The 22,256-nt window shown below is 66.7% G+C and carries 21 protein-coding genes; 12 read left to right on the top strand and 9 right to left on the bottom strand.

Annotated elements, in window-relative coordinates; genetic code table 11:
- Positions 1-254: 254 nt before the first annotated feature.
- A complete protein-coding gene (locus tag AB4Y73_RS01475; protein ID WP_441867642.1) occupies positions 255-719 on the bottom strand; it encodes an Lrp/AsnC family transcriptional regulator in 465 nt (154 codons plus the stop codon).
- Positions 720-936: 217 nt separating this feature from the next.
- Here AB4Y73_RS01475 and AB4Y73_RS01470 point away from each other — a divergent pair, with 217 nt between their 5' ends.
- The 6 genes from AB4Y73_RS01470 to AB4Y73_RS01445 all read left to right on the top strand — a co-directional run bounded on the left by AB4Y73_RS01470 (position 937) and on the right by AB4Y73_RS01445 (position 8,434).
- Positions 937-1,563, top strand: coding sequence for a TetR/AcrR family transcriptional regulator (locus AB4Y73_RS01470; protein ID WP_441867640.1), 627 nt, complete (start codon positions 937-939; stop codon positions 1,561-1,563).
- Positions 1,560-3,167, top strand: a complete 1,608-nt coding sequence (locus AB4Y73_RS01465) for an MDR family MFS transporter (protein ID WP_441867638.1) — start codon at positions 1,560-1,562, stop codon at positions 3,165-3,167. Before AB4Y73_RS01470 ends, AB4Y73_RS01465 begins: the two co-directional genes overlap by 4 nt.
- A 281-nt stretch (positions 3,168-3,448) precedes the next feature.
- A complete protein-coding gene (gene pdhA / locus AB4Y73_RS01460; protein WP_441867636.1) occupies positions 3,449-4,690 on the top strand; it encodes a pyruvate dehydrogenase (acetyl-transferring) E1 component subunit alpha in 1,242 nt (413 codons plus the stop codon).
- Complete coding sequence (locus tag AB4Y73_RS01455; protein WP_441867634.1) at positions 4,687-5,799, top strand: alpha-ketoacid dehydrogenase subunit beta; 1,113 nt, start codon at positions 4,687-4,689, stop codon at positions 5,797-5,799. The genes pdhA and AB4Y73_RS01455 overlap by 4 nt, the downstream gene beginning before the upstream one ends.
- A gap of 3 nt (positions 5,800-5,802) precedes the next feature.
- Positions 5,803-7,245, top strand: a complete 1,443-nt coding sequence (locus tag AB4Y73_RS01450; protein WP_441867632.1) for a dihydrolipoamide acetyltransferase family protein — start codon at positions 5,803-5,805, stop codon at positions 7,243-7,245.
- Between the two features lies 1 nt (position 7,246).
- The gene (locus tag AB4Y73_RS01445; protein WP_441867630.1) at positions 7,247-8,434 is read left to right on the top strand and encodes an FAD-dependent monooxygenase; all 1,188 of its coding nucleotides are present in this window, start codon (positions 7,247-7,249) and stop codon (positions 8,432-8,434) included.
- A gap of 8 nt (positions 8,435-8,442) precedes the next feature.
- On the opposite strand, the gene AB4Y73_RS01440 is transcribed toward AB4Y73_RS01445, so the two are convergent.
- Positions 8,443-8,877, bottom strand: coding sequence for a universal stress protein (locus tag AB4Y73_RS01440; RefSeq protein WP_441867628.1), 435 nt, complete (start codon positions 8,875-8,877; stop codon positions 8,443-8,445).
- Positions 8,878-9,021: 144 nt separating this feature from the next.
- Here AB4Y73_RS01440 and AB4Y73_RS01435 point away from each other — a divergent pair, with 144 nt between their 5' ends.
- The 5 genes from AB4Y73_RS01435 to AB4Y73_RS01415 all read left to right on the top strand — a co-directional run bounded on the left by AB4Y73_RS01435 (position 9,022) and on the right by AB4Y73_RS01415 (position 12,879).
- Positions 9,022-10,215, top strand: a complete 1,194-nt coding sequence (locus AB4Y73_RS01435) for an SLC13 family permease (protein WP_441867626.1) — start codon at positions 9,022-9,024, stop codon at positions 10,213-10,215.
- Positions 10,216-10,241: 26 nt separating this feature from the next.
- Positions 10,242-10,766, top strand: a complete 525-nt coding sequence (locus AB4Y73_RS01430; protein WP_441867624.1) for a DinB family protein — start codon at positions 10,242-10,244, stop codon at positions 10,764-10,766.
- A 63-nt stretch (positions 10,767-10,829) separates the two neighbouring features.
- Complete coding sequence (locus AB4Y73_RS01425) at positions 10,830-11,360, top strand: hypothetical protein (protein WP_441867622.1); 531 nt, start codon at positions 10,830-10,832, stop codon at positions 11,358-11,360.
- Positions 11,360-12,094 carry an ABC transporter ATP-binding protein gene (locus tag AB4Y73_RS01420; protein ID WP_441867620.1) on the top strand — a complete coding sequence of 245 codons (735 nt, stop codon included), beginning with the start codon at positions 11,360-11,362 and terminating at the stop codon, positions 12,092-12,094. The genes AB4Y73_RS01425 and AB4Y73_RS01420 overlap by 1 nt, the downstream gene beginning before the upstream one ends.
- Before the next feature lie 2 nt (positions 12,095-12,096).
- Complete coding sequence (locus tag AB4Y73_RS01415; RefSeq protein ID WP_441867618.1) at positions 12,097-12,879, top strand: ABC transporter permease; 783 nt, start codon at positions 12,097-12,099, stop codon at positions 12,877-12,879.
- Between the two features lie 6 nt (positions 12,880-12,885).
- On the opposite strand, the gene nhaA is transcribed toward AB4Y73_RS01415, so the two are convergent.
- From nhaA to arsA, 3 genes are all read right to left on the bottom strand, one after another.
- Entirely contained in the window at positions 12,886-14,229 is a 1,344-nt protein-coding gene (gene nhaA, locus AB4Y73_RS01410) for a Na+/H+ antiporter NhaA (protein ID WP_441867616.1), read from the bottom strand.
- A gap of 94 nt (positions 14,230-14,323) precedes the next feature.
- Complete coding sequence (locus tag AB4Y73_RS01405; RefSeq protein WP_441867614.1) at positions 14,324-15,589, bottom strand: MFS transporter; 1,266 nt, start codon at positions 15,587-15,589, stop codon at positions 14,324-14,326.
- Complete coding sequence (gene arsA, locus AB4Y73_RS01400) at positions 15,590-17,356, bottom strand: arsenical pump-driving ATPase (RefSeq protein WP_441867612.1); 1,767 nt, start codon at positions 17,354-17,356, stop codon at positions 15,590-15,592. It abuts the gene before it with no gap.
- A 517-nt stretch (positions 17,357-17,873) separates the two neighbouring features.
- Here arsA and AB4Y73_RS01395 point away from each other — a divergent pair.
- The gene (locus tag AB4Y73_RS01395) at positions 17,874-18,479 is read left to right on the top strand and encodes a hypothetical protein (protein WP_441867610.1); all 606 of its coding nucleotides are present in this window, start codon (positions 17,874-17,876) and stop codon (positions 18,477-18,479) included.
- Between the two features lie 7 nt (positions 18,480-18,486).
- On the opposite strand, the gene AB4Y73_RS01390 is transcribed toward AB4Y73_RS01395, so the two are convergent.
- The 4 genes from AB4Y73_RS01390 to AB4Y73_RS01375 form a co-directional block, all read right to left on the bottom strand.
- Positions 18,487-18,690: a hypothetical protein gene (locus tag AB4Y73_RS01390; protein ID WP_441867608.1), complete on the bottom strand. Its 204-nt coding sequence runs from the start codon at positions 18,688-18,690 to the stop codon at positions 18,487-18,489.
- 253 nt (positions 18,691-18,943) lie between these two features.
- Positions 18,944-20,455, bottom strand: coding sequence for an MFS transporter (locus AB4Y73_RS01385; protein WP_441867606.1), 1,512 nt, complete (start codon positions 20,453-20,455; stop codon positions 18,944-18,946).
- Between the two features lie 3 nt (positions 20,456-20,458).
- Entirely contained in the window at positions 20,459-21,691 is a 1,233-nt protein-coding gene (locus AB4Y73_RS01380; protein WP_441867604.1) for an amidohydrolase, read from the bottom strand.
- A 113-nt stretch (positions 21,692-21,804) separates the two neighbouring features.
- Positions 21,805-22,239 carry a DUF1003 domain-containing protein gene (locus AB4Y73_RS01375; RefSeq protein ID WP_441867602.1) on the bottom strand — a complete coding sequence of 145 codons (435 nt, stop codon included), beginning with the start codon at positions 22,237-22,239 and terminating at the stop codon, positions 21,805-21,807.
- Positions 22,240-22,256 lie beyond the last annotated feature (17 nt).

Raw genomic sequence — 22,256 nt, 5'->3', positions numbered from 1 at the left:
TCTTTGTCGGTAACGACGAAGACCCTGACGTGTAAGTCCTCACCTAACCCCCCGAAGTCGATGTGCCGTGGAGTCCCTGAGGACTCTCACTTGAGGCTACGTGGCAGGGTATGGCGGTACACGAGTAGTAGGTACTCTATTTTCAGCCCCGAGCCCCGAGCCCCGAGCCCCGAGCCCCGAGCCCCGAGCCCCGAGCCCCGAGCCCCGAGCCCCGAGCCCCGAGCCCGCATCCGCGGCCGCAGACCGCGGACGCACTAACGCGTATCCACGTCCTCGAACACCAGGAACGTCTGCGTGTCCAGGACGCCCGGCATGGACTGCAGCTCGTCGAAGATCACCCGGCGGAGGTCGGTGTTGTCGATGGCGCGCACCAGCAGGATGACGTCGAAGTCGCCGCCCACCAGGGCAACGTGGTGGACCTCCGGAATGGCCCTGAGCTCCTCGCGGAGCTCGCGCCAAGAATGCTGGCTGACCTTGAGGGTGACGTAGGCCGAGGACTTGAGCCCCGCCTTGATGGGGTCCACCAAGGCGGTGAACTTGGTCAACACCCCTTCGCTGGTGAGCCGTGCGATCCGGGTGTAGGCGTGGGCCCTGGAGATATGGACGTTCTGAGCCACCTGGGTCACGGACATCCTGCCGTCCCGGGTCAGCTCGGCGATGATGTGGCGGTCCACGTCGTCCAGCGGCGCCGGTTCCGTCCGGTCTGGTGTCTCTGCCAATATGTCCACAGCTCCCTGGCGTAGTGCCCCCCGTGACGACGATTCGTCTCCCAGAATAGCCCTCCATGGCCGCGTGCTCCACGAATTGCGGCGACCGTGGATACGAAACATCGGATAGGTCAATGCTGGGCATGAAGAGTGGCCACAGAAGGACTGACCTGTTCGGCTCGCGAAAAATGCAGTTGTGCAATTCATGCACTTATGCAAAAATATTTAGATGCCTGAAGCAATCACTCCCACCCTGCGCGAGCGGAAAAAGGTGGAAACTTGGACGGTGATCCACGAGGCAGCTTCATCGCTTGCCCACGAGCGCGGGTTGGAGCAGGCCACCGTGGAAGTCGTTGCGGAGACCGCGGGGGTTTCGCCCCGGACATTTTTCAACTATTTCCCGGCTAAAGAGGACGCTGTCCTGGGCCTCCGTGAGCCCGTCCTGGATCCGGAGGAGGCCGCGAAGCTGGAAGGCGCGGCCGATCTGCTCGGCCAAATCTCCCTGTTGCTCGTCGCGGTGGCGCGGTCAGCTTTCGGGAGCACCGATGCCGGCCGGCGCCGCGATCTGCTGCAGCGGTACCCGAATCTGCACCGCCGTCAGATGGAGTACATGGCCAAAGGCGAAGCCTTGGTTTGCGAGGCAGTGATCGCCGCGCTGGCAAACGATCCGGCCTGGTCCGGCGGCGCCGAAGGCTTCAGCCCGGGGGAGACTGCCCGGATGCTGGTCATGCTCGCCGCGGTGCCTGCCAAGTTCGCGGCAACCTCGCCCGGTTTCGATCCCGCCTCAGGACTCACACCCGGGGAACTCGCCCCCGCTCTGGAACTTTTTCACCACTTGCAAAGGAAACTCTCATGACCACCCCCACTGTCCCGGAGGCGGCCAAGGCCCCGGAGAAACAGCACATCGTGCTGCTGTTCGTCGGGCTGATGCTCTCCATGCTCCTCGCATCGCTCAACCAGACCGTGCTCAGCACGGCGCTGCCCACCATCGTGGGTGAACTCCACGGTGTCAGCGACATGCTTTGGGTCATCACCGCCTTCATCCTCGCCTCCACCATCACCATGCCCGTCTACGGCAAACTCGGTGACCTGATGGGCCGCAAAGCCCTGCTGATCGCAGCGATCACCCTGTTCATGATCGGCTCGGTTATCGGTGCGCTGGCCAACGACATGGGGATGCTCATCACCGCCCGCGTCATCCAGGGCCTGGGCGGCGGCGGGCTGATGATCCTCTCGCAGGCTGTCATCGCCGATGTGGTCCCGGCGCGGGAACGCGGCAAATACATGGGCCTGATGGGTGGCGTCTTCGCCATTTCCTCCGTAGCGGGGCCGCTACTGGGCGGCTGGTTCACCGAGGGCCCCGGCTGGCGCTGGGTCTTCTGGATCAACATCCCCCTGGGCCTGCTGGCCCTTGCCGGTGCGTTCTTCTTCCTGAAGCTGCCCAAGCACGCCGGAAAACCCAAGCTGGACCTCGGCGGCATGTTCCTGCTCGCCATCGCCACCACGGCCCTGGTGCTCTTCGCCACCTGGGGCGGGGGCAAGTACGACTGGACTGACCCCATCATCCTGTCCCTGATTGCGGTCACCATCGTGGCTGCCGTCGCGTTCGTCCTCGTGGAGCGCCGCACCGCCGAGCCCATCATCCCGCTGCACCTGTTCAAGGACCCGAACTTCAACCTCTCCACCTTCGCGGGCCTGCTGATCGGTGTGGCCATGTTCGGCGCCATCGGCTACCTCCCCACCTATTTGCAGATGGCCTTCAGCGTGAACGCGACTGAGTCCGGGCTGCTGATGATCCCCATGATGGGCGCCCTGCTGGTGGCCTCCGTGGGCTCCGGCCAGCTGGTAAGTCGTACGGGACGGTACAAGTGGATGCCCATCGCCGGGTCGGTGCTGGTGGCCGTGGCCCTGGTGCTGCTCTCCACGCTCAAGCCCGGACAGCCGCTCTGGGAAATCTGCGCGTACCTTGCCGTGATGGGTGTTGGGCTGGGCCTGAGCATGCAGATTCTGGTCCTGATCGTGCAGAACTCCTTCCCGCTACGTGAAGTGGGCACCGCCACGGCCTCCAACAACTTCTTCCGCCAGATCGGCGCCACCCTCGGTTCCGCCGTGGTGGGAAGCCTGTTCGCCAGCCGGCTGGCAAGTCTTCTCACCGAGCGGATGCCTGCGGCTGCCACCGGCGGCGGCACCCCGGGCGGGTCGAACTCCCTGACCCCGGCGGTGGTCAACCACCTCCCGGCGGAGATCAAGGACCTGATCGTCTCCTCCTACAACGACGCCCTGACGCCCATCTTCATCTGGATGGTCCCGCTCGCGGTGATCGCCGCCGTCGTACTCGTGTTCATCAAGGAAAAGCCGCTGGCCACCGCCATCGAACACGACGTCCTCTCCGAATCGATCTCCGAAGGCAACATCCTCATCACCGCTGACGACGAGGAACCCGCCGCCGCTTCGCGGTAGCTTGCGACGGTTCGCCAAGGCATGACAAGGTCCGCTGACAACGGCGCAGGAATGTCGCCCCCGACCATCATGGTCGGGGGCGTATTTCTTTGTGGGGAGATCCTGGAGACTTGGCTTGCCAATTCGTCTACCGCGTGAGCTCGTAATCCAGCTCACGTTTCAATTCGTCTCCCAAAATCGCCCTCCCGAGCTGTCTTCTCCACAATTGCCGTTAGGTCTGGATACGAAACATCCGTTAGGGCAATACTGGGAAGGAATAGTGGCTACAGAAGGACTGACCAATGACGATCTCCGCGGACCACTCTGCGCCCCGTACCGCCCCGGGCTCTGCGCCGGACCGGGACCAGCGCCCGACTGCCGAAAACGCCGTGACCGAAGCCGTCCGCAAGTTCGGCATCACGGTGGAGGACTACATGCTCCCCGCCCGGCACCAGATCCAGATGGTGGACCCGGAGGGCAGGCTCCTGGCCGAAGGCGAGCAGGGCACCGAACCCGGCCACGAATACCCGTTGCCCGGCGATGCCGAACTGCTGGCAGCGTACGAGCAGCTCGTCGTCGGACGCCGCGTCAACGACCAGAACTCGGCACTCGTCCGGCAGGGCCGCATGGCCGTGTACCCGTCCAGCCACGGGCAAGAAGCCTGCCAGGTGGCCGCGGCGCTCTGCCTCGCCGAGGGCGACTGGCTGTTCCCCACGTACCGGGACGCCGTGGCGGTCATGACCCGCGGGGTTGACCCCGTGCAGACCATGACCATCTTCCGCGGCGACTGGCACAGCGGCTACGACCCCGCCCAGCACAAGGTGGGCATCCAGTGCACGCCGCTGACCACGCAGCTGCTGCACGCCGTCGGCGTTGCGCATGCGGCCAAGCTCCGCGGCGAGGATACGGTGGTCATGGCCATGTGCGGCGACGGCGCCACCAGCGAAGGCGACTTCCACGAAGCCCTGAACTTCGCCGCCGTCTTCCACCTGCCCGTCATCTTCTTCGTCCAGAACAACAAGTACGCCATCTCCGTTCCGCTGGCGCACCAGTCCGTGGCGCCGTCCTTGGCGCACAAGGCCGTGGGGTACGGCATGGCCGGCGAACGCGTGGACGGCAACGACGTCGTCGCCCTCCTCGCCGTGCTGGACCGGGCCGTTGCGCTCGCCCGGGGCGGCTCGGGCCCGCTCCTGGTGGAGGCGAACACCTACCGGATGCAGGCCCACACCAACGCCGACGACGCCACCCGCTACCGGCAGGACAGTGAAGTTGCCGAGTGGCTGGCCAAGGATCCGGTGACCCGGATGCGGACGTACCTCACCGACCGCGGACTGCTGGACGACGACGGCGCCTCGCGGATTGCGGCGCATGCTGAGGATGTTGCCACTCAGCTTCGCGAGGGGCTGGGGGAGGAAGTTCCGGTGGACCCGCAGGAGCTCTTCCGCCACGTGTTCTCAGAACCAACACCCCAACTGAAGGAGCAGGCCGCCATGCTGGCCGACGAACTTGCCCGCGACGCAGCCTCCGGGGAGGCCTCCAAATGAGCCCGACAGTCACCACCTCCTCCGAGGCGAACGGCAACGTCAGCGCAGCCACCGCCCGGGCCGCCGCCTCCGCCGCTTCCGCGGCTGAGGCGTCCGGACCGCAGTCCATCACCATGGCCAAAGCCCTGAACACGGCCCTGGCCGATGCCATGCAGGCCGACTCCTCCGTCCTGGTCTTCGGCGAGGACGTGGGCCAGCTGGGCGGGGTCTTCCGCATCACCGACGGCCTCACCCGCACGTTCGGCGAGCAGCGCTGCTTCGATACGCCCCTGGCCGAGTCCGGCATTGTGGGCATGGCCGTGGGGATGGCCATGAACGGGATGCGCCCGGTGGTGGAGATGCAGTTCGATGCCTTCGCCTACCCGGCGTTCCAGCAGATCGTCAGCCACGTGGCCAAAATGCACAACCGCACCAAAGGTGCCCTGAAGCTGCCCATGGTGATCCGGGTTCCCTACGCCGGCGGCATCGGGGGAGTGGAGCACCACTGCGACTCCTCCGAGTCCTACTACGCCCACACCGCCGGCCTGAAGGTCTTCACGCCCGCCACCGTGGCCGATTCCTACCGGATGCTGCGGGAGGCCATCGACTCGGACGATCCCGTGATGTTCATGGAGCCCAAGAAGATGTACTGGTCCAAGGACATGGTGGACCTTGAGGAGCTGCGGTCTGCTCACGCTGCGAACCGCAAGGTGGGCAGGTCCTCGGAGGGGCGTGCCGCCGTCGCGCGTTCCGGCACTGACGCAACCTTGATCGCGTACGGGCCGTCCGTGCCCACCGCGCTCGCCGCCGCTGCCGCTGCCGCTGAGGAGGGGCGCTCGCTGGAAGTCATCGACGTCCGCTCGATCGTCCCGTTCGACGACGAGACCGTGTGCGCGTCCGTCCGCAAGACCGGCCGGGCCGTGGTGATCGCCGAAGCGCACGGCTTCGCGTCCGTGTCCTCCGAGATCGTGGCGCGCGTCCAGGAACGCTGCTTCCACTACCTCGCCGCACCGATCCGCCGCGTGACCGGATTCGACGTCCCCTACCCGGCACCGAAGCTCGAGCACTACTACCTGCCCGGCGTGGACCGCATCCTCGACGCCGTCGACAACCTCCAGTGGGAAGACTGACCAATGACCTCTGCACTGCAAGTATTCATGCTGCCCGATCTCGGCGAAGGCCTCACCGAAGCCGAACTGATCAACTGGCTGGTGGCCGTGGGCGACGAGATCCGCGTGGACCAGCCCATCGCCGAGGTGGAGACGGCCAAGTCCGTGGTGGAGGTGCCGTCGCCCTACGCCGGGACCGTGGCTGAGCTGCACGGCGAGCCCGGGCAGACGCTGGACGTGGGGAAGCCTTTGATTTCTGTTGCGCGCGTTGGCTCTCTTGCGGGGGCTGGCGCGGATGATGCCGCCCCCGCCCCTTCGCCGGACGAGGAGCCGGTGGTTGAAACCGCGGCCGCCAACGCCTACCGCGAGGAGGAGAAGGCAGGGTCCGGCAATGTGCTGATCGGCTACGGGACTCCCGGCGGTGCCGGGCAGTCGCGGCGCACCCGGGCCCCGCGGCAGCTTTCTGTGGTTGAGCCCGCCGAAGCCCCGGATCTGGACCTCTCGCTGCTCCGCACCCGGGTGCCGGGGAAGCTGGGCGCCGTCATTTCCCCGCTCGTCCGGCGGATGGCCCGGGAACACGGCGTGGACCTCGGCGACCTCCACGGCTCGGGCGACAGCGGGCTGATCATGCGCCGGGACGTTGAAGCGGCCATCAGCAGTCCTGACGTTGATGCTCGCCCTGTAGTTGAGGCCAGCCCTGTGGCTGAGCCGTCGCGGGCGGTGGGCGATACCCCGGCCGGGACCGATTCCCGCACGGGCCTGCCCATCTCCGCCCGGACGCCCGTGAAGGGTGTCCGCAAAGTTGTTGCGGCGAACATGACCCGCAGCCGGCAGGAAATTCCGGAGGCCACGGTCTGGGTCGACGTTGATGCGACCGCCTTGGTGGAGCTTCGGGCCGGGCTCAAGAAGTCCGATCCTCACAACGCGCCCGGCCTGCTCGCGTTCATTGCACGATTTGTCACAGCCGGGTTAAAACGATTCCCGGAGCTGAACACCCGGATCGAAGCCGCCGCCGACGGCGCCCAGGAGATCGTGGCATTCGACGGCATCAACCTTGGCTTCGCCGCGCAGACGGACCGCGGCCTGACGGTGCCCTCCATCCGCAACGCCGAGAAACTCAGCGCCCGCGAACTGGACGCGGAGATCCGCCGGCTCACCGCCGTCGTGCGCGAAGGGAAGGGGACGCCCGAGCAGTTGGGCAGCGGCACCTTCACGCTCAACAACTACGGCGTGTTCGGCGTGGACGGGTCCGCGGCCATCATCAACCACCCCGAGGTGGCAATCCTCGGCGTAGGGCGGATCATGGACAAGCCGTGGGTGGTGGGCGGCGAGCTCGCGGTCCGCAAGGTCACCGAACTGACGCTCACCTTCGATCACCGCGTGTGCGACGGCGGCACGGCAGCCGGGTTCCTCCGCTTCGTGGCGGACGCGATTGAGAACCCGGGGAGCGTGCTCGCGGAGCTGTGACATGAAGGCTGTGGTGGTGGGGGCGGGCATTGCGGGTCTTGTGGCGGCCCGCCAGCTCGGTCTGGCCGGCTGGGACGTGGAGCTCCTCGAGAAATCCGCGGCTCCGCGCCCTGACGGCTACATGATGGACTTCTTCGGTCCCGGGGTGGAGGCCGCAGAGCGGATCGGCCTCTACCCGCGGCTCGCAGAGGTGGCCTACCACGTGGAGGCAGCGGAGTACGTTGACGCCGCCGGGCGCCCCACGTCCAGCCTCGACTACGACCGGTTCGCCAGGCTTGCCGGCGGGAAGGTCCTGAGCCTGCTGCGGCCGGACATGGAACGTGCCGCCCTCGCTGCCCTGGAGGACGTGCCCCCGGGCCGGGTGCGCGTCCGCTACGGGGCGCCGGTGTCCCGGATCTGGGGTGATGACGACGGCGTGCGGGTCGCGGTGGACGGCTCACCGGACGTGACGGTCGCGGCGGACGTCCTGGTTGGTGCTGACGGCGTCCACTCCGCCGTGCGGGCCCGGGTCTTCGGCCCCGCGGCGGAGTACCTGCGCCCCCTGGGCATGCGTGCCGCCGCGTTCATCGTGACCGACCCCATCCTGAATGCCCGTTTCCGGAACCGGTTCGTCCTCACCGACAGCATCAACCGGATGGCCGGTCTCTACAGCCTCCGCTCCGACGAAGTGGCGGCCTTCATGGTCTACCGGGATGCCACCGGCATGCCGGGGCACCAGCGGTCCGGGAGCCCGCGGGAGCGACTGCGCCGGGAGTTCGCCGGACTCGGCTCCGCGGTGGACCGGCTGCTGGAACTGTGCCCCGAACATCCGTACGACGATCTGGTGGCACAGATTGTCATGCCGCACTGGCAGCGGGGACGGACCGTTCTGGTGGGGGACGCCTGCGGCGCCGTCTCACTCCTCGCCGGGCAAGGCGGCTCGCTCGCGATCGCCGGCGCCGCGCTGCTCGGGGACGTCCTGGGACCCGTGGCCTCACCTGCGGACATCAGCCCGGCACTCACCGAGTTCCAGCGCCGCTGGCGCCCCACGGTCCAGGAGGCCCAGGCCGCCGGGCGACGCACAGCATCATCGTTCCTCCCCGCCACCCGGACCCAGCGCCTTCTGCGGCAGTGGATCATCCGGGCCACCCATCTGCCCGGAATCGACCGGCTGGTTGCCCGGCAGATCGTGGGACGAATCGCGAAGTAGGCGGGGAATCAGGCACCGCTCCTGGGCCGGACAACCAGCACGGGACATGGTGCATGGTGCATCACCTGGCTGGAGATTGATCCGAGCCGCAGCCCTGCGAACCCGCCATGGCCCCGGGATCCCACAACCAGCAGGTCCGCATCTTTGCTGGCTTCCAGCAAAGCGGTGGCAGCCAGGTCACGGACGAGTATTCCCTCGATGTCCACGTCGTCAGCAGCGACGGCCTTCAGTGCGTCGGTCTGGAGACGCTCAGCGGAGTGAAAGGAGTCGTTACTGCCGCTGTCCTCTACCGTTGACGGCACTGGAGGGTAGTGCCACGCGGTAACGGCACGGACCTTGCCGTGCCGGAGACGGGCTTCATCCACGGCCCACCGAAGAGCGGCCAGAGACTGCTCGGAACCGTCGATACCGGCCACGATGAGGAACCTGCCGCTAGCGTCCATTTCTTCTGCCCTTCCACCCGCCGACTCACTGCCACCGCCCGGCAGTGCCAGTCTGTGCCCGTCGCCCGAACGGGTCAAGGCCACGCGGCTAACCTCCACGGACCCTTCCCGCTAGGGCCAAGGAAGCCGGACTAGAATCCGTTCATGCGTCTGGCGATCATTGGAGCGGTTCTGCTGGCGGCCGGCGCGGTGGCGGCGGTCACCGGGACGCTGCCCGCGGCTGACCTGGCCGCGCTGGTTGACCGGGTGGCGCCCATCCTGTTGTTCGTCGTCGCCATGACCGTGGTGACCGAGCTGGCCAGCGAGGCCGGCATCTTCCTGTGGATTGCGCGCCGGTTCCGGCACTGGGGCCGCGGCTACAGCTTCCTGCTCTGGCTGTTCCTGGCGGTGTTCGCCACGCTGAGCACCATCTTCCTCTCGCTGGACACCACGGCGGTGCTGCTGACCCCGGTGGTGGTCAGCGTGACCCGGCAGGCCGGCCTGCCGCCGCTGCCGTTTGCCCTGATGACCGTATGGCTGGCGAACACCGCGAGCCTGCTGCTGCCCATCTCCAACCTGACCAACCTGCTGGCGCAGCACAGCCTGGGCGGGATCAGCCCGGCCGGCTTCGCGGCCCTGATGTGGGCGCCGTCCCTCGCCGCGGTGCTGGTGCCGCTGGTGTTCATTGCCCTCGTTTTCCGCCGCGACCTGAGCAAACGCTATTCGCGGATCCCCGTGGGACGGGTCCGGCCGGATGCGGAAACCGGAAGCCCGACGGCGGCCTCCACGGACCGCGTCCTGCTCGGCGGCACCGCCGTGGTGCTGGCGCTGCTGCTGCCGGCGCTGGTGTCCGGGGTTCCGGTCTGGATCCCCGCCGCGGCCGCCGCGCTGGTCCTGGCTGCGGTCTTCGCGTTCCGCCGGCCCCGGGTCCTGAAGGTGCAGCTGGTGCCGTGGTCCCTGCTGCTGTTCGCCTCCGGACTCTTCCTGGTTATGGAAACCGCCCGGCACCTGGGCGCCTCTGCATTCGTGGGCCAGCTCGCCGGCACGGGGGAGAGCTTCCCGGAGCTGCTCCGGCTGGCCGCCACCGGCGCCGCGGGTTCGAACGTGCTGAACAATCTGCCCGCCTACCTGCTGGCCGAACCCCTGGCTGAGACGCCGCAGCGGATGGCGGCGCTGCTCATCGGGGTCAACGCCGGCCCGCTCATCACGCCGTGGGCCTCGCTGGCCACCCTGCTCTGGCACGACCGGCTGGTGCGGATGAACGTCCTGATCACCTGGCGCGGGTACGCGCTGTTCGGACTGATGGTGGCGCCGCTGACCGTGTTCGCGGCGGTTCTGGCACTGACGGCCGCGGGGTAGTTTTAGACCAGACGGGAGGGAACGCCTTGAATCCAGCTAAAGATGAGATTGTGTCCGGATACAGCCGCGTGCGGCGGGAACTCGATGCCTGGCTGGCAGGCGCTACCGCGGAGGACCTTCGCCGGAGGAGCAACGGCACGAAGTGGACCAACGAGGAACTGCTCTTCCACATGGTCTTCGGGTACATGGTGGTCCGGGCCCTGCTTCCCCTGGTCCGCCTGGTCAGCCGACTGCCTGCCCCGGCAGGTAGGGCGTTCGCGGCGGTACTCAACGCGGGAACCCGGCCCTTCGACGTCGTGAATTATTGGGGCTCCCGCGCGGCGGCGACGGTCTTCAACCACCGGCGGATGGCGCGGAAACTCGGTAAGACCATCGAATCCCTGTCACGGCAGCTGGACCGCGAGACTCCCGGCAGCCTGTCCCGCTCCATGCCGTTCCCGGACAGATGGGACCCGTTCTTCAGACCCGTCATGAGCCTGAACGATGTCTACGCCTACCCCACCCAGCATTTCGACTTTCACGCCAAACAGCTGAGCCTGCCTCCGGCGTAACGCTGCGCGGGGACAGAATATAGATCAGCTATCCGCCGAAACCGCTCACGAGAAGGAGTGCCCATGCTCAGCCTGCAGGACATTGACAACATCGTCCTCAATGGAGGCGTCGTGGTGGACGCAGCCGGCGAGAAAATCGGCTCCGTGGAACAGATCTTCACCAGCGGCGATTCGGGGGAGCCGGCATTCGTCACCGTGCGGACCGGCCTGTTCGGCATGTCCGAATCCTTCGCCCCGCTCTCGGGTGCCAGCCTCGATGAGTCCGTGATCAGGGTCGCGTACGCGAAGGACACGGTCAAGAACGGCCCGCGCATCGAGAGTGACCGCGGCGCCATCACGGAGACGCAGGAACAGGAACTCTACAGCTACTACGGGCTCTACCCGGACGCATCCGGTGAAGCCAATGGAACGGGCAACGGGCAAAGGAACGACGACGGCGAACCGTCCGCGGGGCAGGCGCCCCTACCCCCGCACCCGCTGCCTCACGGCGGGCCGCCACCCGCGCCGCCGCACCTTCACAAACACGTGCCCCCGCACCCGCACCCGGGTCCGCACCCGCATCCCGGTCCGCACCCGCCGTCGGGTCCCCACTGATGAGAACGGAAGCGGCCATTTGGGCGGAGCGTGTATCGAAATCCCTGGGCGGGTTCCCTGTACTGGACGACGTAACCCTTCGCGTGGGGCGCTCGGAAATCCACGCCTTGGTCGGGCTGAACGGAGCAGGGAAGACGACGTTGATGCGGATCCTGCTTGGCATGCTCAAACCGGACAGGGGTTCGGCTCACCTGGCGGGACTTCCGGTCTCCGGCGCAGGAGCGCAAGTGTGGTCACGGGTCGGGCAGATGCTGGAGACCCCGTTCGCGTATCCGGAGCTGACCGCTCACGAGAATGTGTACTGTTCCGCCCGCCTGCACGGATTGAGGAAGGACGCCGCCAGTTCCGCCGCGGGACGGGCATTGTCTGACCTGGGTCTGGACGAATATGCGGACCGGCGCAGCGGGACGCTGTCGCTGGGGAACCGGCAGCGCGTCGGTTTGGCAGCCGCCCTGGTCCAGGGACCGGACGTGCTTGTCCTGGACGAACCGACCAACGCACTGGACCCGCGCGGTGTCATCGTTCTTCGGCGGTTGCTCCAGGAAGCACGTACGGATAGGGGCGCGGCGATCCTGGTCTCCAGCCACCACCTTGACGAGGTTGCACGGATGGCTGACAGGATCAGCGTGCTTCACCGCGGAAGGATCATCGGCACGCTGCAGCCCGGGGCCGTGGACCTCGAACGCAGCTTCTTTGACTTGGTCCTGCAGTCCGACCTGAACGAGCAGGAGTAACGGTGGGCGCTTCCGGAACGGCCCGGGAGTTCGAGGCACTCAAGTTCCGCCGGGCACCGGTGGTTTGGACGGTCTCGGCCCTGATCGGCATTGCCCTGCCGGTGCTCGCAGCGGCCTTCATGGTCGCGGCCACCACCGACGGGTCCAGCCAGATCGGCCTCAAAGCCGCCGCCATGCTGACTGGTACGGGCTGGGCCGGGTATCTGGCAATGGTGGGAATGCTGCTGTCCGTCGGGGCACTGATGGGTATCGGCTTCGTAGTGTGCTGGTGCTTCGGCCGCGAGTTCACCGAAAAAACCGAGGCGTGCCTGTTTGCCCTGCCGGTCACCCGGCGGCGGCTTGCCTACGCGAAGTTCACGGTGATCCTTCTCTGGTCCCTGCTGCTGTGCCTGGTCAGCGTCGCCGTTGCCTTTCTTGCCGGCGCCGTCATCGGACTCGGCCTGCCCGGCACGGAAGTTCTGGTGGCCGCCGGCAAGGCATGGTGCGGCGGCGCCCTGGCGGCCCTGCTGGCGTGCCCGCTCGCCGTAGTGGCCAGCGTGGCACGCGGCTATCTTCCCGGCGTCGGCGCCCTGGTCCTGCTGGTGGTCACCACCCAGGTGGTGACGGCATTTGGCGCCGGAGCCTGGTTTCCCTACGCGGCACCCGGGCTGTGGATGGGCATGGGCGGCGCGGCCGCCGCCGAAACGGTCAGCCCTCTGCAGCTCTTCCTGTGCGTCCCGGTCTCCGCGCTCGGCATCGCCGCAACGGGCCAGTGGTGGAAGAACATGCAAATCAGCTCCGGCTGAGGTCAGTCACGGGCGGTGCTCGTCCTCGTAAACGTCCGGGACGCCGTCGTGGTCCGTGTCGACGGCCTCTTCCGCCTCCACGGCACGGTACTGGCGGTTCCGGGTGACGAGCACTGCTGAGGCCAGGAGGGCGGCCAGCAGCGACGCGGCCAGGATCCCCACCTTGGCGTGGTCGTCGTGGACGCTGCCCTGTCCGAAGCTCAGCTCGGCCACCAGGAGCGAAACCGTGAAGCCGATCCCGGCCAGGAGGGACATCCCGAACACGTCAATCCACTTCAGCGACTGGTCCAGGGACGCCCTGGTGACTTTGGTGAGGAGCCAGGTGGTGCCCAGGATCCCGGCCGGTTTGCCCAGCACCAGGGCCACGATGATGCCGATGGCCACGGGGTCCGTCAGGGCCGCGGCCAGGCCGCCCCAGCCGCCCACGGCCACACCGGCGGAGAAGAAGGCAAAGACCGGGACGGCAATGCCGGCGGAAATCGGCCGGAACCGGTGTTCGAAGATCTCGGCCAGGCCAGGACCCGCCGCGGGGCCGCCGCTGGCAGCGGACCGGATCACCGGGACGGCGAACCCCAGCAGCACACCCGCCACGGTGGCATGGATACCGGAGGCATGCACCAACGCCCAGGTGAGCACACCGAGGGGAAGCAGAATCAGCCACGCCGCAGCGGGCTTGGCGCCGAAGAACCGGCGGTATTTCTGGGCCAGGAAGGCATAGACGGCCAGCGGAATGAGGGCCAGCAGCAGCGGGCCGGCCTGGATGTTGCTGGAATAGAACACCGCGATAATGCTGATGGCCAGCAGGTCATCCACCACGGCCAACGTCAGCAGGAAGATCCGCAACGCACTGGGCAGGTGGGAGCCGATAATCGCCAACACGGCCACCGCGAAAGCGATGTCCGTCGCCGTGGGGATGGCCCAGCCCCGCAAAGTTTCAGGGCTGGCCAGATTGATGAGCGCGTAGATGGCGGCAGGGACCGCCACGCCGCCGACGGCCGCCGCGATGGGCACCACGGATTTACTGAACTGGCGGAGGTCGCCGGCCACGAACTCACGCTTCAGTTCGAGCCCCACGAGGAAGAAGAAGATGGCCAGCAACCCGTCGGCCGCCCAGGTCCCCAGGCTCAGGTCCAAATGCCAGGGCTCGTACCCGACGCGGAAATCGCGCAGCGCAAAGTAGCTCCCGGAAACCGGGGAATTTGCCCAGATCAGGGCGAGGACGGCTGCGGCGACCAGCAGGATGCCGCCAACGGTTTCCTTCCGCAGGATCTCGCCGATGCGCAGCACTTCGCCGTAGCTGCCCCGTCCCAGAACGGAGGAACGCGGCGAAGCAGGCGGAATTTTGCTCATGAAAGTGTCCTAAAAATCGGGTCGACAAAAATACTGCCGACCAGACTTCCCGGCTCACCTCCTGCAAGTCTACCCGCCGGCATCTCCCGGGCTGCTAGGCGCCGAGCGTGGTCTGATGAGGCCTGACGGCGATGAAGATGGCCAGCGCGGCGGCCTGGACGACGGTCAGGGTGACGGCGAGGGCCAGTATTGACTGCTCGTACAGCACCCCGATGAGTACGCTTCCGGCCAGCCAGGCCAGGCCGTAGCAGGCAGTGAAGATGCCGTAGGCGCTGCCACGCCTTCCTGCCGGGGCCAGCTCGGCGACGGCGGCGCGCATGGTGCTTTCCTGGACGCCCATGGCGGCGCCCCAGAACAGCACCCCGGCGACTGCCAGCGGGGTGCTGCTGCTGAAACCGAGCCAGGGGACGGCCGCTGCGAGTAGGGGAAGGGCAAGCAGGACCTTCAACCCGATCCGGTCATAGAGCCAACCCGAGGCCAGGGCCGCCACAGCGTCCACCGCCATAGCCACCGCGTACGGGACGGGAACGAGCGCAGGCGGCAGCAGTCCGGTGGCGACGAGATGGAACGAGAGCAGCCCGAAGGTTGCATAGCCGAACATGGTCAGGCTGCTGAATGCGGCGTACGTCCAGAACTGCCGGGGCATCCGTCCCGCCGTTGGGGGCGCCAGCGTGGCCGGGCCCGGCCCGGCGGATCCTGACGTCATGCCAGGCTTTCCATGCGGGAAGGACACCTCATAGACGGAGGGGTCCGGGATGCGATTTCTCAGCCAGAAGAGAAGCAGCATCGCCGCCGCCCCGGGAACAGTGAGCAGGAGGAACCCCGGGCCGTAGCTGCCGGAAAGTGACAGGGCCGCGCCGATCAGCAGCGGGCCGAGGAATGCGCCCACCTGATCCAGTGCCTCGTGGAACGCGAACGCCTTGCCGCGGCCCAGGGCGGTGCCGGCCTCGGCGAGCATGGTGTCCTTCGCCGGACTCCGCACGGCCTTGCCCAGACGTTCCGCCAGAACAAGCAGGCACGCGATCCACAAGGCGCTGGTCATCCCGAGCAGCGGCACCGACAGCGCCGTGAGGCCGTAGCCCGTGATCGCCAGGGCCCACCGCAGCCGGGGCCGGTCCGCCAGGCGCCCGAAGACCAGGCGCAAAACGAGGGCCACTGCCTCGCCCGCGCCCGTGATGACGCTGATCAGAAGGGCAGAAGCGCCAAGTGCGCCGAGGAACGGGCCCGTGACGCTCCTGGCCCCTTCGTAAACCATGTCCATCAGGGCGCTGATAATGCCGAAGACAAGGATGAACCGGAACGCGGTCAGCGGTGGTCCCGCCACGCTCCGGCCAGCGAAGCCCGCGTCTGTGCCCTTCACTTACTGCGCAGGCAGGGTGCTGAGAGCTGTCAGGGCGGAGAGTTTGTCTTCGCCGATGGGCTCCTCGGGCAGCAACGGAATCAGGCCCACCCTGCCGGTCAAGGTGTGCACCTTCGCGATCTGCTCAATCTCATTCGCCGCGCGGGCCTGCAGGAAGGGCGTCCGGGGGTGCGCGGCGGCGATCGAATTGTTGATCACCCAGGCCCACGGGTGAATGCCCGCCCTTTCCAGGTCAGCCTGCAGCTCTTCGGCTTCCAGCACCGGTGTGGTTTCGGCGAGCGTGACGAGAACAACCTTGGTCTGGGTCGGATCCTGCAGGCGCATGAGGGGCGTCACGAATCCCATGGTGTCGCCAACCTGGCGGGCGATCTCCCGGTGATAGGAGCCGGTCGCGTCCAGGAGCAGCAGTGTGTGACCGGTCGGCGCCGTGTCCATCACCACGAAGTGCCGGCGGGATTCCTGCACCACCTTGGAGAACTGCCTGAACACAGCCACCTCGTCGGTGCAGGGGGACAGGAGGTCCTCGGCCAGTGCCGCGCGCCCTGCATCGTCCAGGTTCCGGCCCTTGGTCTGCATGACGTGGGTGCGGTATTCCTGGATGGCCGCTTCGGGGTCGATGCGGGAGACCTGCAAACCCTGAACCACCCCGTGGAGGGTGTCGGTGAGGTGGGCCGCAGGGTCGGTGGTGGTGAGGTGGACCGAGTGCCCGCGTCGTGCCAGGGCAACAGCGATGGCTGCAGCGACCGTGGTCTTCCCCACCCCGCCCTTGCCCATACACATCACCAGCCCGTGGCCGTCCAGTTCTATTTCGTCCAGCAGGGCAGCCAGCGGCCGGTCCTCGACCTCGGGCACTCGCCCGTCTTGGGCAGTGATGTCCGTTCCGGACGTGGGCACAAAAAGGGACTCAAGTGCGGGTATGCCCACCATGTTTCCCGGCTTCAATTCCAAAATATCGCGGGGTAGGCCGGCCACAGCCGCGGGAATGGCGGCCATGGCCGCCGCTTCGCGGGCGCGCAGCGCCCGGGCCAGCTCCTCGTCGCCGGCGGCTTCCGGCAGGACGCCGTTGACGACGACGTAGCCGCCTCCGATTCCGATCTGGTTGAGCTCGAGATAGGTCCGCTCAATCTCGCCCAGCGACGACGTCTGGGCGCGGCTGACCAGCACAAGCCGGGTTCTGGCGGGGTCCGTGAGGGCCTGCACCGCTTTGGCATAAACCTGCTTATGCTTCTCGAGCCCGGACAGCGGCCCCAGGCAGGACGGGTCTCCCTTGCCGGCCGCCAGGAAGTCGGTCCACGAGCCGGGCAGCTGCAGCAGCCGGATCGTGTGGCCTGTGGGGGCGGTGTCGAAGACGATGTGGTGATACCCACCGTAGGGGCCGTCGTCGGTCAGCAGGTTGGTGAACTCGTCGAAGGAAGCGATCTCCGTGGTGCAGGAACCTGAAAGGCTCTCGGCGATCCCGATCAGTTCCGCTTCCGGGAGGATTCCGCGAACGGGAGCGATGATCCGTTCGCGGTAGGCCGCAACGGCCTGCTCCGGATCGATTTCCAGCGCAGAGAGACCAGGCACATCCCGGATGGCAGTGACGGTGTTCCCGATGGTCACTCCGAATACCTGCCCCACGTTGGACGCGGGATCGGTACTAACGAGCAGGACGTTCCTCCCGGCCTTCGCGAGCGTGAGCGCGGTTGCACACGCCACGGAAGTCTTACCCACGCCGCCCTTGCCCGTAAAGAACAGGAACCGGGGAGGGTTCTCAAGGAATTTCACGCTCCCATGCTATCGATCACCATCGATTCCATGGAAGGAGCGTTCCCGGCTGTCTGATGGTGGGTAGTGGAGGCTGCAGAACTTGAGTACTGGTTACTCGTGCATCGCGTCCGCATATTCGGTTTACTTATCGTGCCGGCGGGATTCAGGGTTGGTGCCGCAATGATCTCCGCCGGCGCTATCGTCGCAGGACCTGACGCGATTGTAGGGCCCGCCAATCGCGACGTGGACAGGAGCAGGAGGTTCACATGCGAGTTAGAGTTTCAACCGGAGAGGCAGTGGATCCTATGGATTGCCCCCACCAGTTTGTGGGCCGTTGCGATGAGTGTTCGGCTGCGCTAGGGCAGGCGCAGTTGGCCGATCCGCTGCTCGCAAACCCCTGGAAACTCGGGTTATCCAGTTCTACCGCAGCACCCCAGGATTCTTACGCGGAGCCGCCAAGATGACGGGCCGCCCCCTGCGGCCGGCCCCAGCACCCCAGCACCCGTCGCCGCAGGAGGCCAATGTGACCCGCCGCGTGAGTAACAGAGCTTTCCTCGTCCCGGGCCTGCTCGCGCTGGTCCTGGCGGCCGGTGCTTGCAGCAGCCCGCCGCCTCCGACGCCCACTCCGTCACCGGACCAGACGGTGGGAACTCAGGTATACGTCACGGCCTACACCTGGCAGGACAACACCCCTGCGGGCTCGCCGATTATCAGCCACCCGGTGCTACACAAGACGGCCGGCGGAACCGGTACCTATGAGGATCCGGTGACCGTCGCCGTCGGACATTCCCTGGCGACGGGACAAGACGTCCTTGACTTTGCGCCGGGAACCCGGATTTACCTGCCGCACGTGCGGCGGTACTTCATCGTGGAGGACACCTGCGGGGACGGGCCCACGCCCCAGGACGGCGCCTGCCACACCGGAGCGGAAGAATTCGGCGATGCGTCGATTTGGCTTGACATGTGGATTGGCGGCGAAGGAGAAAGCGGCAGGTCTGCCCGCCAGTGCACGTTCAAAGTGACGGGCGTGCACCGGGCCGTGTTCGATCCTCCTGACAACTACGTGGTGGCGACCGGGAACGGCGTGATCCACGATGGCAAGTGTGATTCGGGCTACGGCAACGAGCTGGTCACCAAGTGACGTGTCGCTACTTGTCCGCGTCTCCGGGGCGGCGTGACTGCGCCCGGATTTCCGCTTCCTCCTCGTAGGCGCGCAGGTCGTTGGCCTGGTCGGCGGCATCACCGTGCCAGTCCTCGCCGCTGACCTGGTGCTCGAACTCCTGGGTGGGCTGCTCGTCCTCCAGCGCCTCCACCGTCTCGTCGACCTTCTTCTGCCCTGACTCATCGCCCATGATGTCGCCTTGCCTCTCGTCGGTGTTCCTGCTGCGGGCACCGGAACGGTGCTTGAGCCTTCAGCTTAGATCCGGCGGCCGGGTTCTGGGTGACTTGCGTCGGGCGCTAACTGAACTCCTGACAAGTACGACGCCGGCACTCGAGGTGAGTGCCGGCGTCGTACTTGAGTGCGAGAGGGTTCCCCGGAAAGCCACATTAAGTGCGAGAGGGTTCCCCGAAAAGCCACATTAGGTGAGAGAGCGTTGCTGTACTTTAGCTGCCGATCGACGGCGTCGCCGGCACCTCAGTGCGCTTCTCGGACCGCTCGTTGGGGACGGTGAGCATGATGGCGATGATGGCCACCACCACCATCAGCAGGTTGAACAGGATGCCCACGGCACCGCCGAACCGAAGCGCCACGTTCTCCTGGTTGCCGATGAACAGGCCCCAGGACTGGATGGTGGCGGGGTCCATGGCCTGGGCCGCGACGTAGAGTGCCGCCGAGATCGCCACGCCGATCGCGTTGCCCAGTGACGAGGCCATCTTGTAGATGCCCGCGGCTGCCCCGGCTTCGTCGTCGGGCACGTTGGACAGCGCAGCGTCCGTGGACGGCGTCGCGTAGAAGCCCAGGCCGATGCCGAACAGGGTGAAGCCGATGACGGCCAGCACAATGTACTGCCCGATCAGCGTGAACGTCATGGACGTCATGAGGATCCCGACGCCGGCGATCGCGCTGCCCCAGATCATGGGCCGCTTCGGTCCGAAACGCTGCAGCAGCTTCTCACCCACGCGGATGGTGGCCAGGATCGCCACCAGGTAGCCGAGGGTCAGCAGGCCCGACTGCAGGGAGGTCATTCCCGCGGCCACCTGCACCAGTCCCAGGGACACGATCAGGGTCCCGGCCGCGCCGTTCAGCAGGAAGTTGGACAGGGTGGCGCCGGCGAACGTGGCGTTGCCGAACAGCTTCAGGTTCAGGACCGGGTTGCTCCTGCTGGTCTCGATCCCGAAGAACACCAGGGCGCCCACCACGGCCACCACGACCAGCCCGATGCCGGTCAGGCTGAGCCAGCCGATCCGCGGGCCCTGGGAGATGTACACGTTCAGTGCCACCAGCGCGATGATGAGGGTGATCATGCCGCCCCAGTCGAACCGGCCGCCGGCCTTGGCCGCGGACTTGGACTCCGGGGTGCCGCGCAGCAGGACGAGCGCCACGACGGACAGAACGATCGAGATCCAGAAGATGGAGCGCCAGCCCAGGAACGACGTCGCCATCAGGCCGCCGAACAGGGCGCAGAAGCCCGATCCGCCCCAGGAGCCGATGGACCAGAAGGACAGCGCCCGCTGGCGGTCCTTCCCTTCGTAGTAGAACTTCACCAGCGCCATGGTGGAGGGCATGATGCACGCCGCGGACAGCCCCTGGACCACGCGGCCGCCGAGCAGCGCGGCAGCGGTGAGGCCGCCGGCGTTCTCCGGGGTCAGGGCGATCAGGAGCGAGCCGAGGATGCTCAGGTAGATGCCGGCGTACATGATCTTCACACGGCCCAGCCGGTCCGCGAGGCCGCCGGCCACCACAATGAAAATTCCGGAGAACAGGGACGTGATGGACACGGCCAGGTTCCCCAGGGTCCGCTCGATCCCCAGCGACCCCTGGATGCCGGGGATAACGTTCAACAGGGTCTGCGCGAACAGCCAGAAGTTGATGACCGCCAGGACAATGCCGATCAGCCACGCATCGTTCGGCTTCCACTGGGTTTGGGTTTTTGTTGAGGACTGGACAGTACTCATGGCTTACGGCTTTCGGGAGAGGTACGAAAGTGCTGCAACTACCTGGGCCTGCACGCCCAGGGACAGCGTCGGATCCAGCACCGGCGCGAAGAAGGGGGAGTGGTTCCCCGGGACGTCCTGGGAAACAGTCCCGCGTTCGACGGCGGCGCGGTACTTTTCCGGATCATGGCCGCCCAGGAGCCAGAACGTGTATGGAACGCCGAAGGCGTCCGGGATGCGGCTGAAGTCCTCCGACGCGGTCTGCGGGGTGGCCTGGAGCACGGTGCCGGCATCGAAGTGTTGGGTGAAGGCCGCCGTGACCTTGTCGGTTACGGCGGCGTCGTTGCTGGTCAGCGGGAACTGGTCGTAGTACTCAAAGTCCGGCTCCTGCGGCGATCCCGCAGTGACACACTCGCCCCGGACGATCCGCTCGATCGCGGCGAGCACCGCGGACCGGACCTGGTTGTCGTAGGTGCGGATGTTCAGCAGCAGCGTGGCGCGGTCCGGGATGATGTTCGATTTCGTCCCCGCGTTCAGCGCCCCCACGGTGACCACGGCGAAGTCCCCGGGCTTCGTCTCGCGGGCCACAATGGTCTGCAGCCGGAGCACGATCGAGGACGCCAGCACCACCGGATCCACGGCCATGTGCGGCATGGACCCGTGCGCGCCCTTGCCGTAGACCGTGATCTTCAGCGAATCCCCGGCGGACAGGACGGGACCGGCTGTGGTGGCCAGCGTCCCCGCCGCGATGGGCATCACGTGCTGGGCGAGCGCGACGTCGGGGCGCGGCACCTTGGTGACCAGGCCGTCGTCGACCATTGCCTGCGACCCGGCACCGATCTCCTCCGCAGGCTGGAACAGCGCTACGTAGGTTCCGGACCACCCTTCGCGGCCGTCCGCCATCAGCTTGGCGGCGCCGAGCAGGGTGCTGACGTGTACGTCATGCCCGCAGGCGTGCATCACGCCCTCCACCTCCGAGGAGTAGGGGAGCCCCGTGGCCTCGGTGACGGGGAGCGCATCCATGTCGGCGCGGGCCAGGACGGTGGGGCCCTCGCCATTGGTGAGGACGCCCACGACGCCGGTGCCTCCTATGCGCGTGACGTCGTATCCGAAACTGGTGAGTTTCTCCTCGACGAGCCGGGAAGTCTGCTGCTCCTCGAGGCTCAGTTCCGGATGTCGATGGAGGGTGGTGTAGAGGTCCCGGACCAAGCCGAGTTCCGCCTCAAGTCCTGCCAAAACTGTCTCGTAGCCACTCATGCGAATCACTCTCTGAGGAGTCGGGGCGCCCGGGCCGGCCAGGCGCAACTGGCATATTTAGCTTAAACCCGCACGGAACAGCCGGAGGGTGATTTGTTCTGAACAGCGTTCTCTCAGGAGGCTGGCCGGCCCACGACGTTGGCGCTCGTCAGAGCGGTTTTCTTCAACTCCTGCAGTATTTCCAGCTGTTCCCGGTTGATGCTTATGAGAAGTTCGATCTCTTCCTTTGCCCTGATGTTGGTGTCGAAGTCGTGTTGGGCCATGGCCGCGGCGATGGCGTCCTGCCGCTTGGCGGCGATGAGGAGGATGGCACCTTGGAGTCCTGCCAGCATGGAGAGCAGCAGGTTCAGGAGGATGTAAGGATATGGGTCCCATGCCCTGGTAGCCAGGGCCCAGCTGTTGATGGCGGCCCAGATGATCATGAAGCCTATGAAACTTCCGACGAACGGCCAGCTTCCCATCCCGTTCCGCATGACGTCGGCGGCGCGTTGACCTTTGGTCAGGGAAGCTTTGTGTTTCTCGTGCCAGGTGTTCTGTTGATCGGTCATCACTCAGACTAAGCCCG

It is taken from the genome of Pseudarthrobacter sp. TAF60_1 (assembly GCF_052113505.1).
Classification (GTDB): domain Bacteria; phylum Actinomycetota; class Actinomycetes; order Actinomycetales; family Micrococcaceae; genus Arthrobacter.
The sequence above is the reverse complement of the archived record's forward strand: the minus strand, read 5'-3'. Positions and strand labels throughout refer to the sequence as shown.

What these genes read in the sequence shown, in the direction of transcription:
- AB4Y73_RS01470 (WP_441867640.1), top strand. Translation starts at nt 937, where the DNA reads ATGCCTGAAGCAATCACTCCCACCCTGCGCGAGCGGAAAAAGGTGGAA.
- AB4Y73_RS01465 (WP_441867638.1), top strand. Translation starts at nt 1,560, where the DNA reads ATGACCACCCCCACTGTCCCGGAGGCGGCCAAGGCCCCGGAGAAACAG.
- pdhA (WP_441867636.1), top strand. Translation starts at nt 3,449, where the DNA reads ATGACGATCTCCGCGGACCACTCTGCGCCCCGTACCGCCCCGGGCTCT.
- AB4Y73_RS01455 (WP_441867634.1), top strand. Translation starts at nt 4,687, where the DNA reads ATGAGCCCGACAGTCACCACCTCCTCCGAGGCGAACGGCAACGTCAGC.
- AB4Y73_RS01450 (WP_441867632.1), top strand. Translation starts at nt 5,803, where the DNA reads ATGACCTCTGCACTGCAAGTATTCATGCTGCCCGATCTCGGCGAAGGC.
- AB4Y73_RS01445 (WP_441867630.1), top strand. Translation starts at nt 7,247, where the DNA reads ATGAAGGCTGTGGTGGTGGGGGCGGGCATTGCGGGTCTTGTGGCGGCC.
- AB4Y73_RS01440 (WP_441867628.1), bottom strand. Translation starts at nt 8,877, where the DNA reads ATGGACGCTAGCGGCAGGTTCCTCATCGTGGCCGGTATCGACGGTTCC.
- AB4Y73_RS01435 (WP_441867626.1), top strand. Translation starts at nt 9,022, where the DNA reads ATGCGTCTGGCGATCATTGGAGCGGTTCTGCTGGCGGCCGGCGCGGTG.
- AB4Y73_RS01425 (WP_441867622.1), top strand. Translation starts at nt 10,830, where the DNA reads ATGCTCAGCCTGCAGGACATTGACAACATCGTCCTCAATGGAGGCGTC.
- AB4Y73_RS01420 (WP_441867620.1), top strand. Translation starts at nt 11,360, where the DNA reads ATGAGAACGGAAGCGGCCATTTGGGCGGAGCGTGTATCGAAATCCCTG.
- nhaA (WP_441867616.1), bottom strand. Translation starts at nt 14,229, where the DNA reads ATGAGCAAAATTCCGCCTGCTTCGCCGCGTTCCTCCGTTCTGGGACGG.
- AB4Y73_RS01390 (WP_441867608.1), bottom strand. Translation starts at nt 18,690, where the DNA reads ATGGGCGATGAGTCAGGGCAGAAGAAGGTCGACGAGACGGTGGAGGCG.
- AB4Y73_RS01385 (WP_441867606.1), bottom strand. Translation starts at nt 20,455, where the DNA reads ATGAGTACTGTCCAGTCCTCAACAAAAACCCAAACCCAGTGGAAGCCG.
- AB4Y73_RS01380 (WP_441867604.1), bottom strand. Translation starts at nt 21,691, where the DNA reads ATGAGTGGCTACGAGACAGTTTTGGCAGGACTTGAGGCGGAACTCGGC.
- AB4Y73_RS01375 (WP_441867602.1), bottom strand. Translation starts at nt 22,239, where the DNA reads ATGACCGATCAACAGAACACCTGGCACGAGAAACACAAAGCTTCCCTG.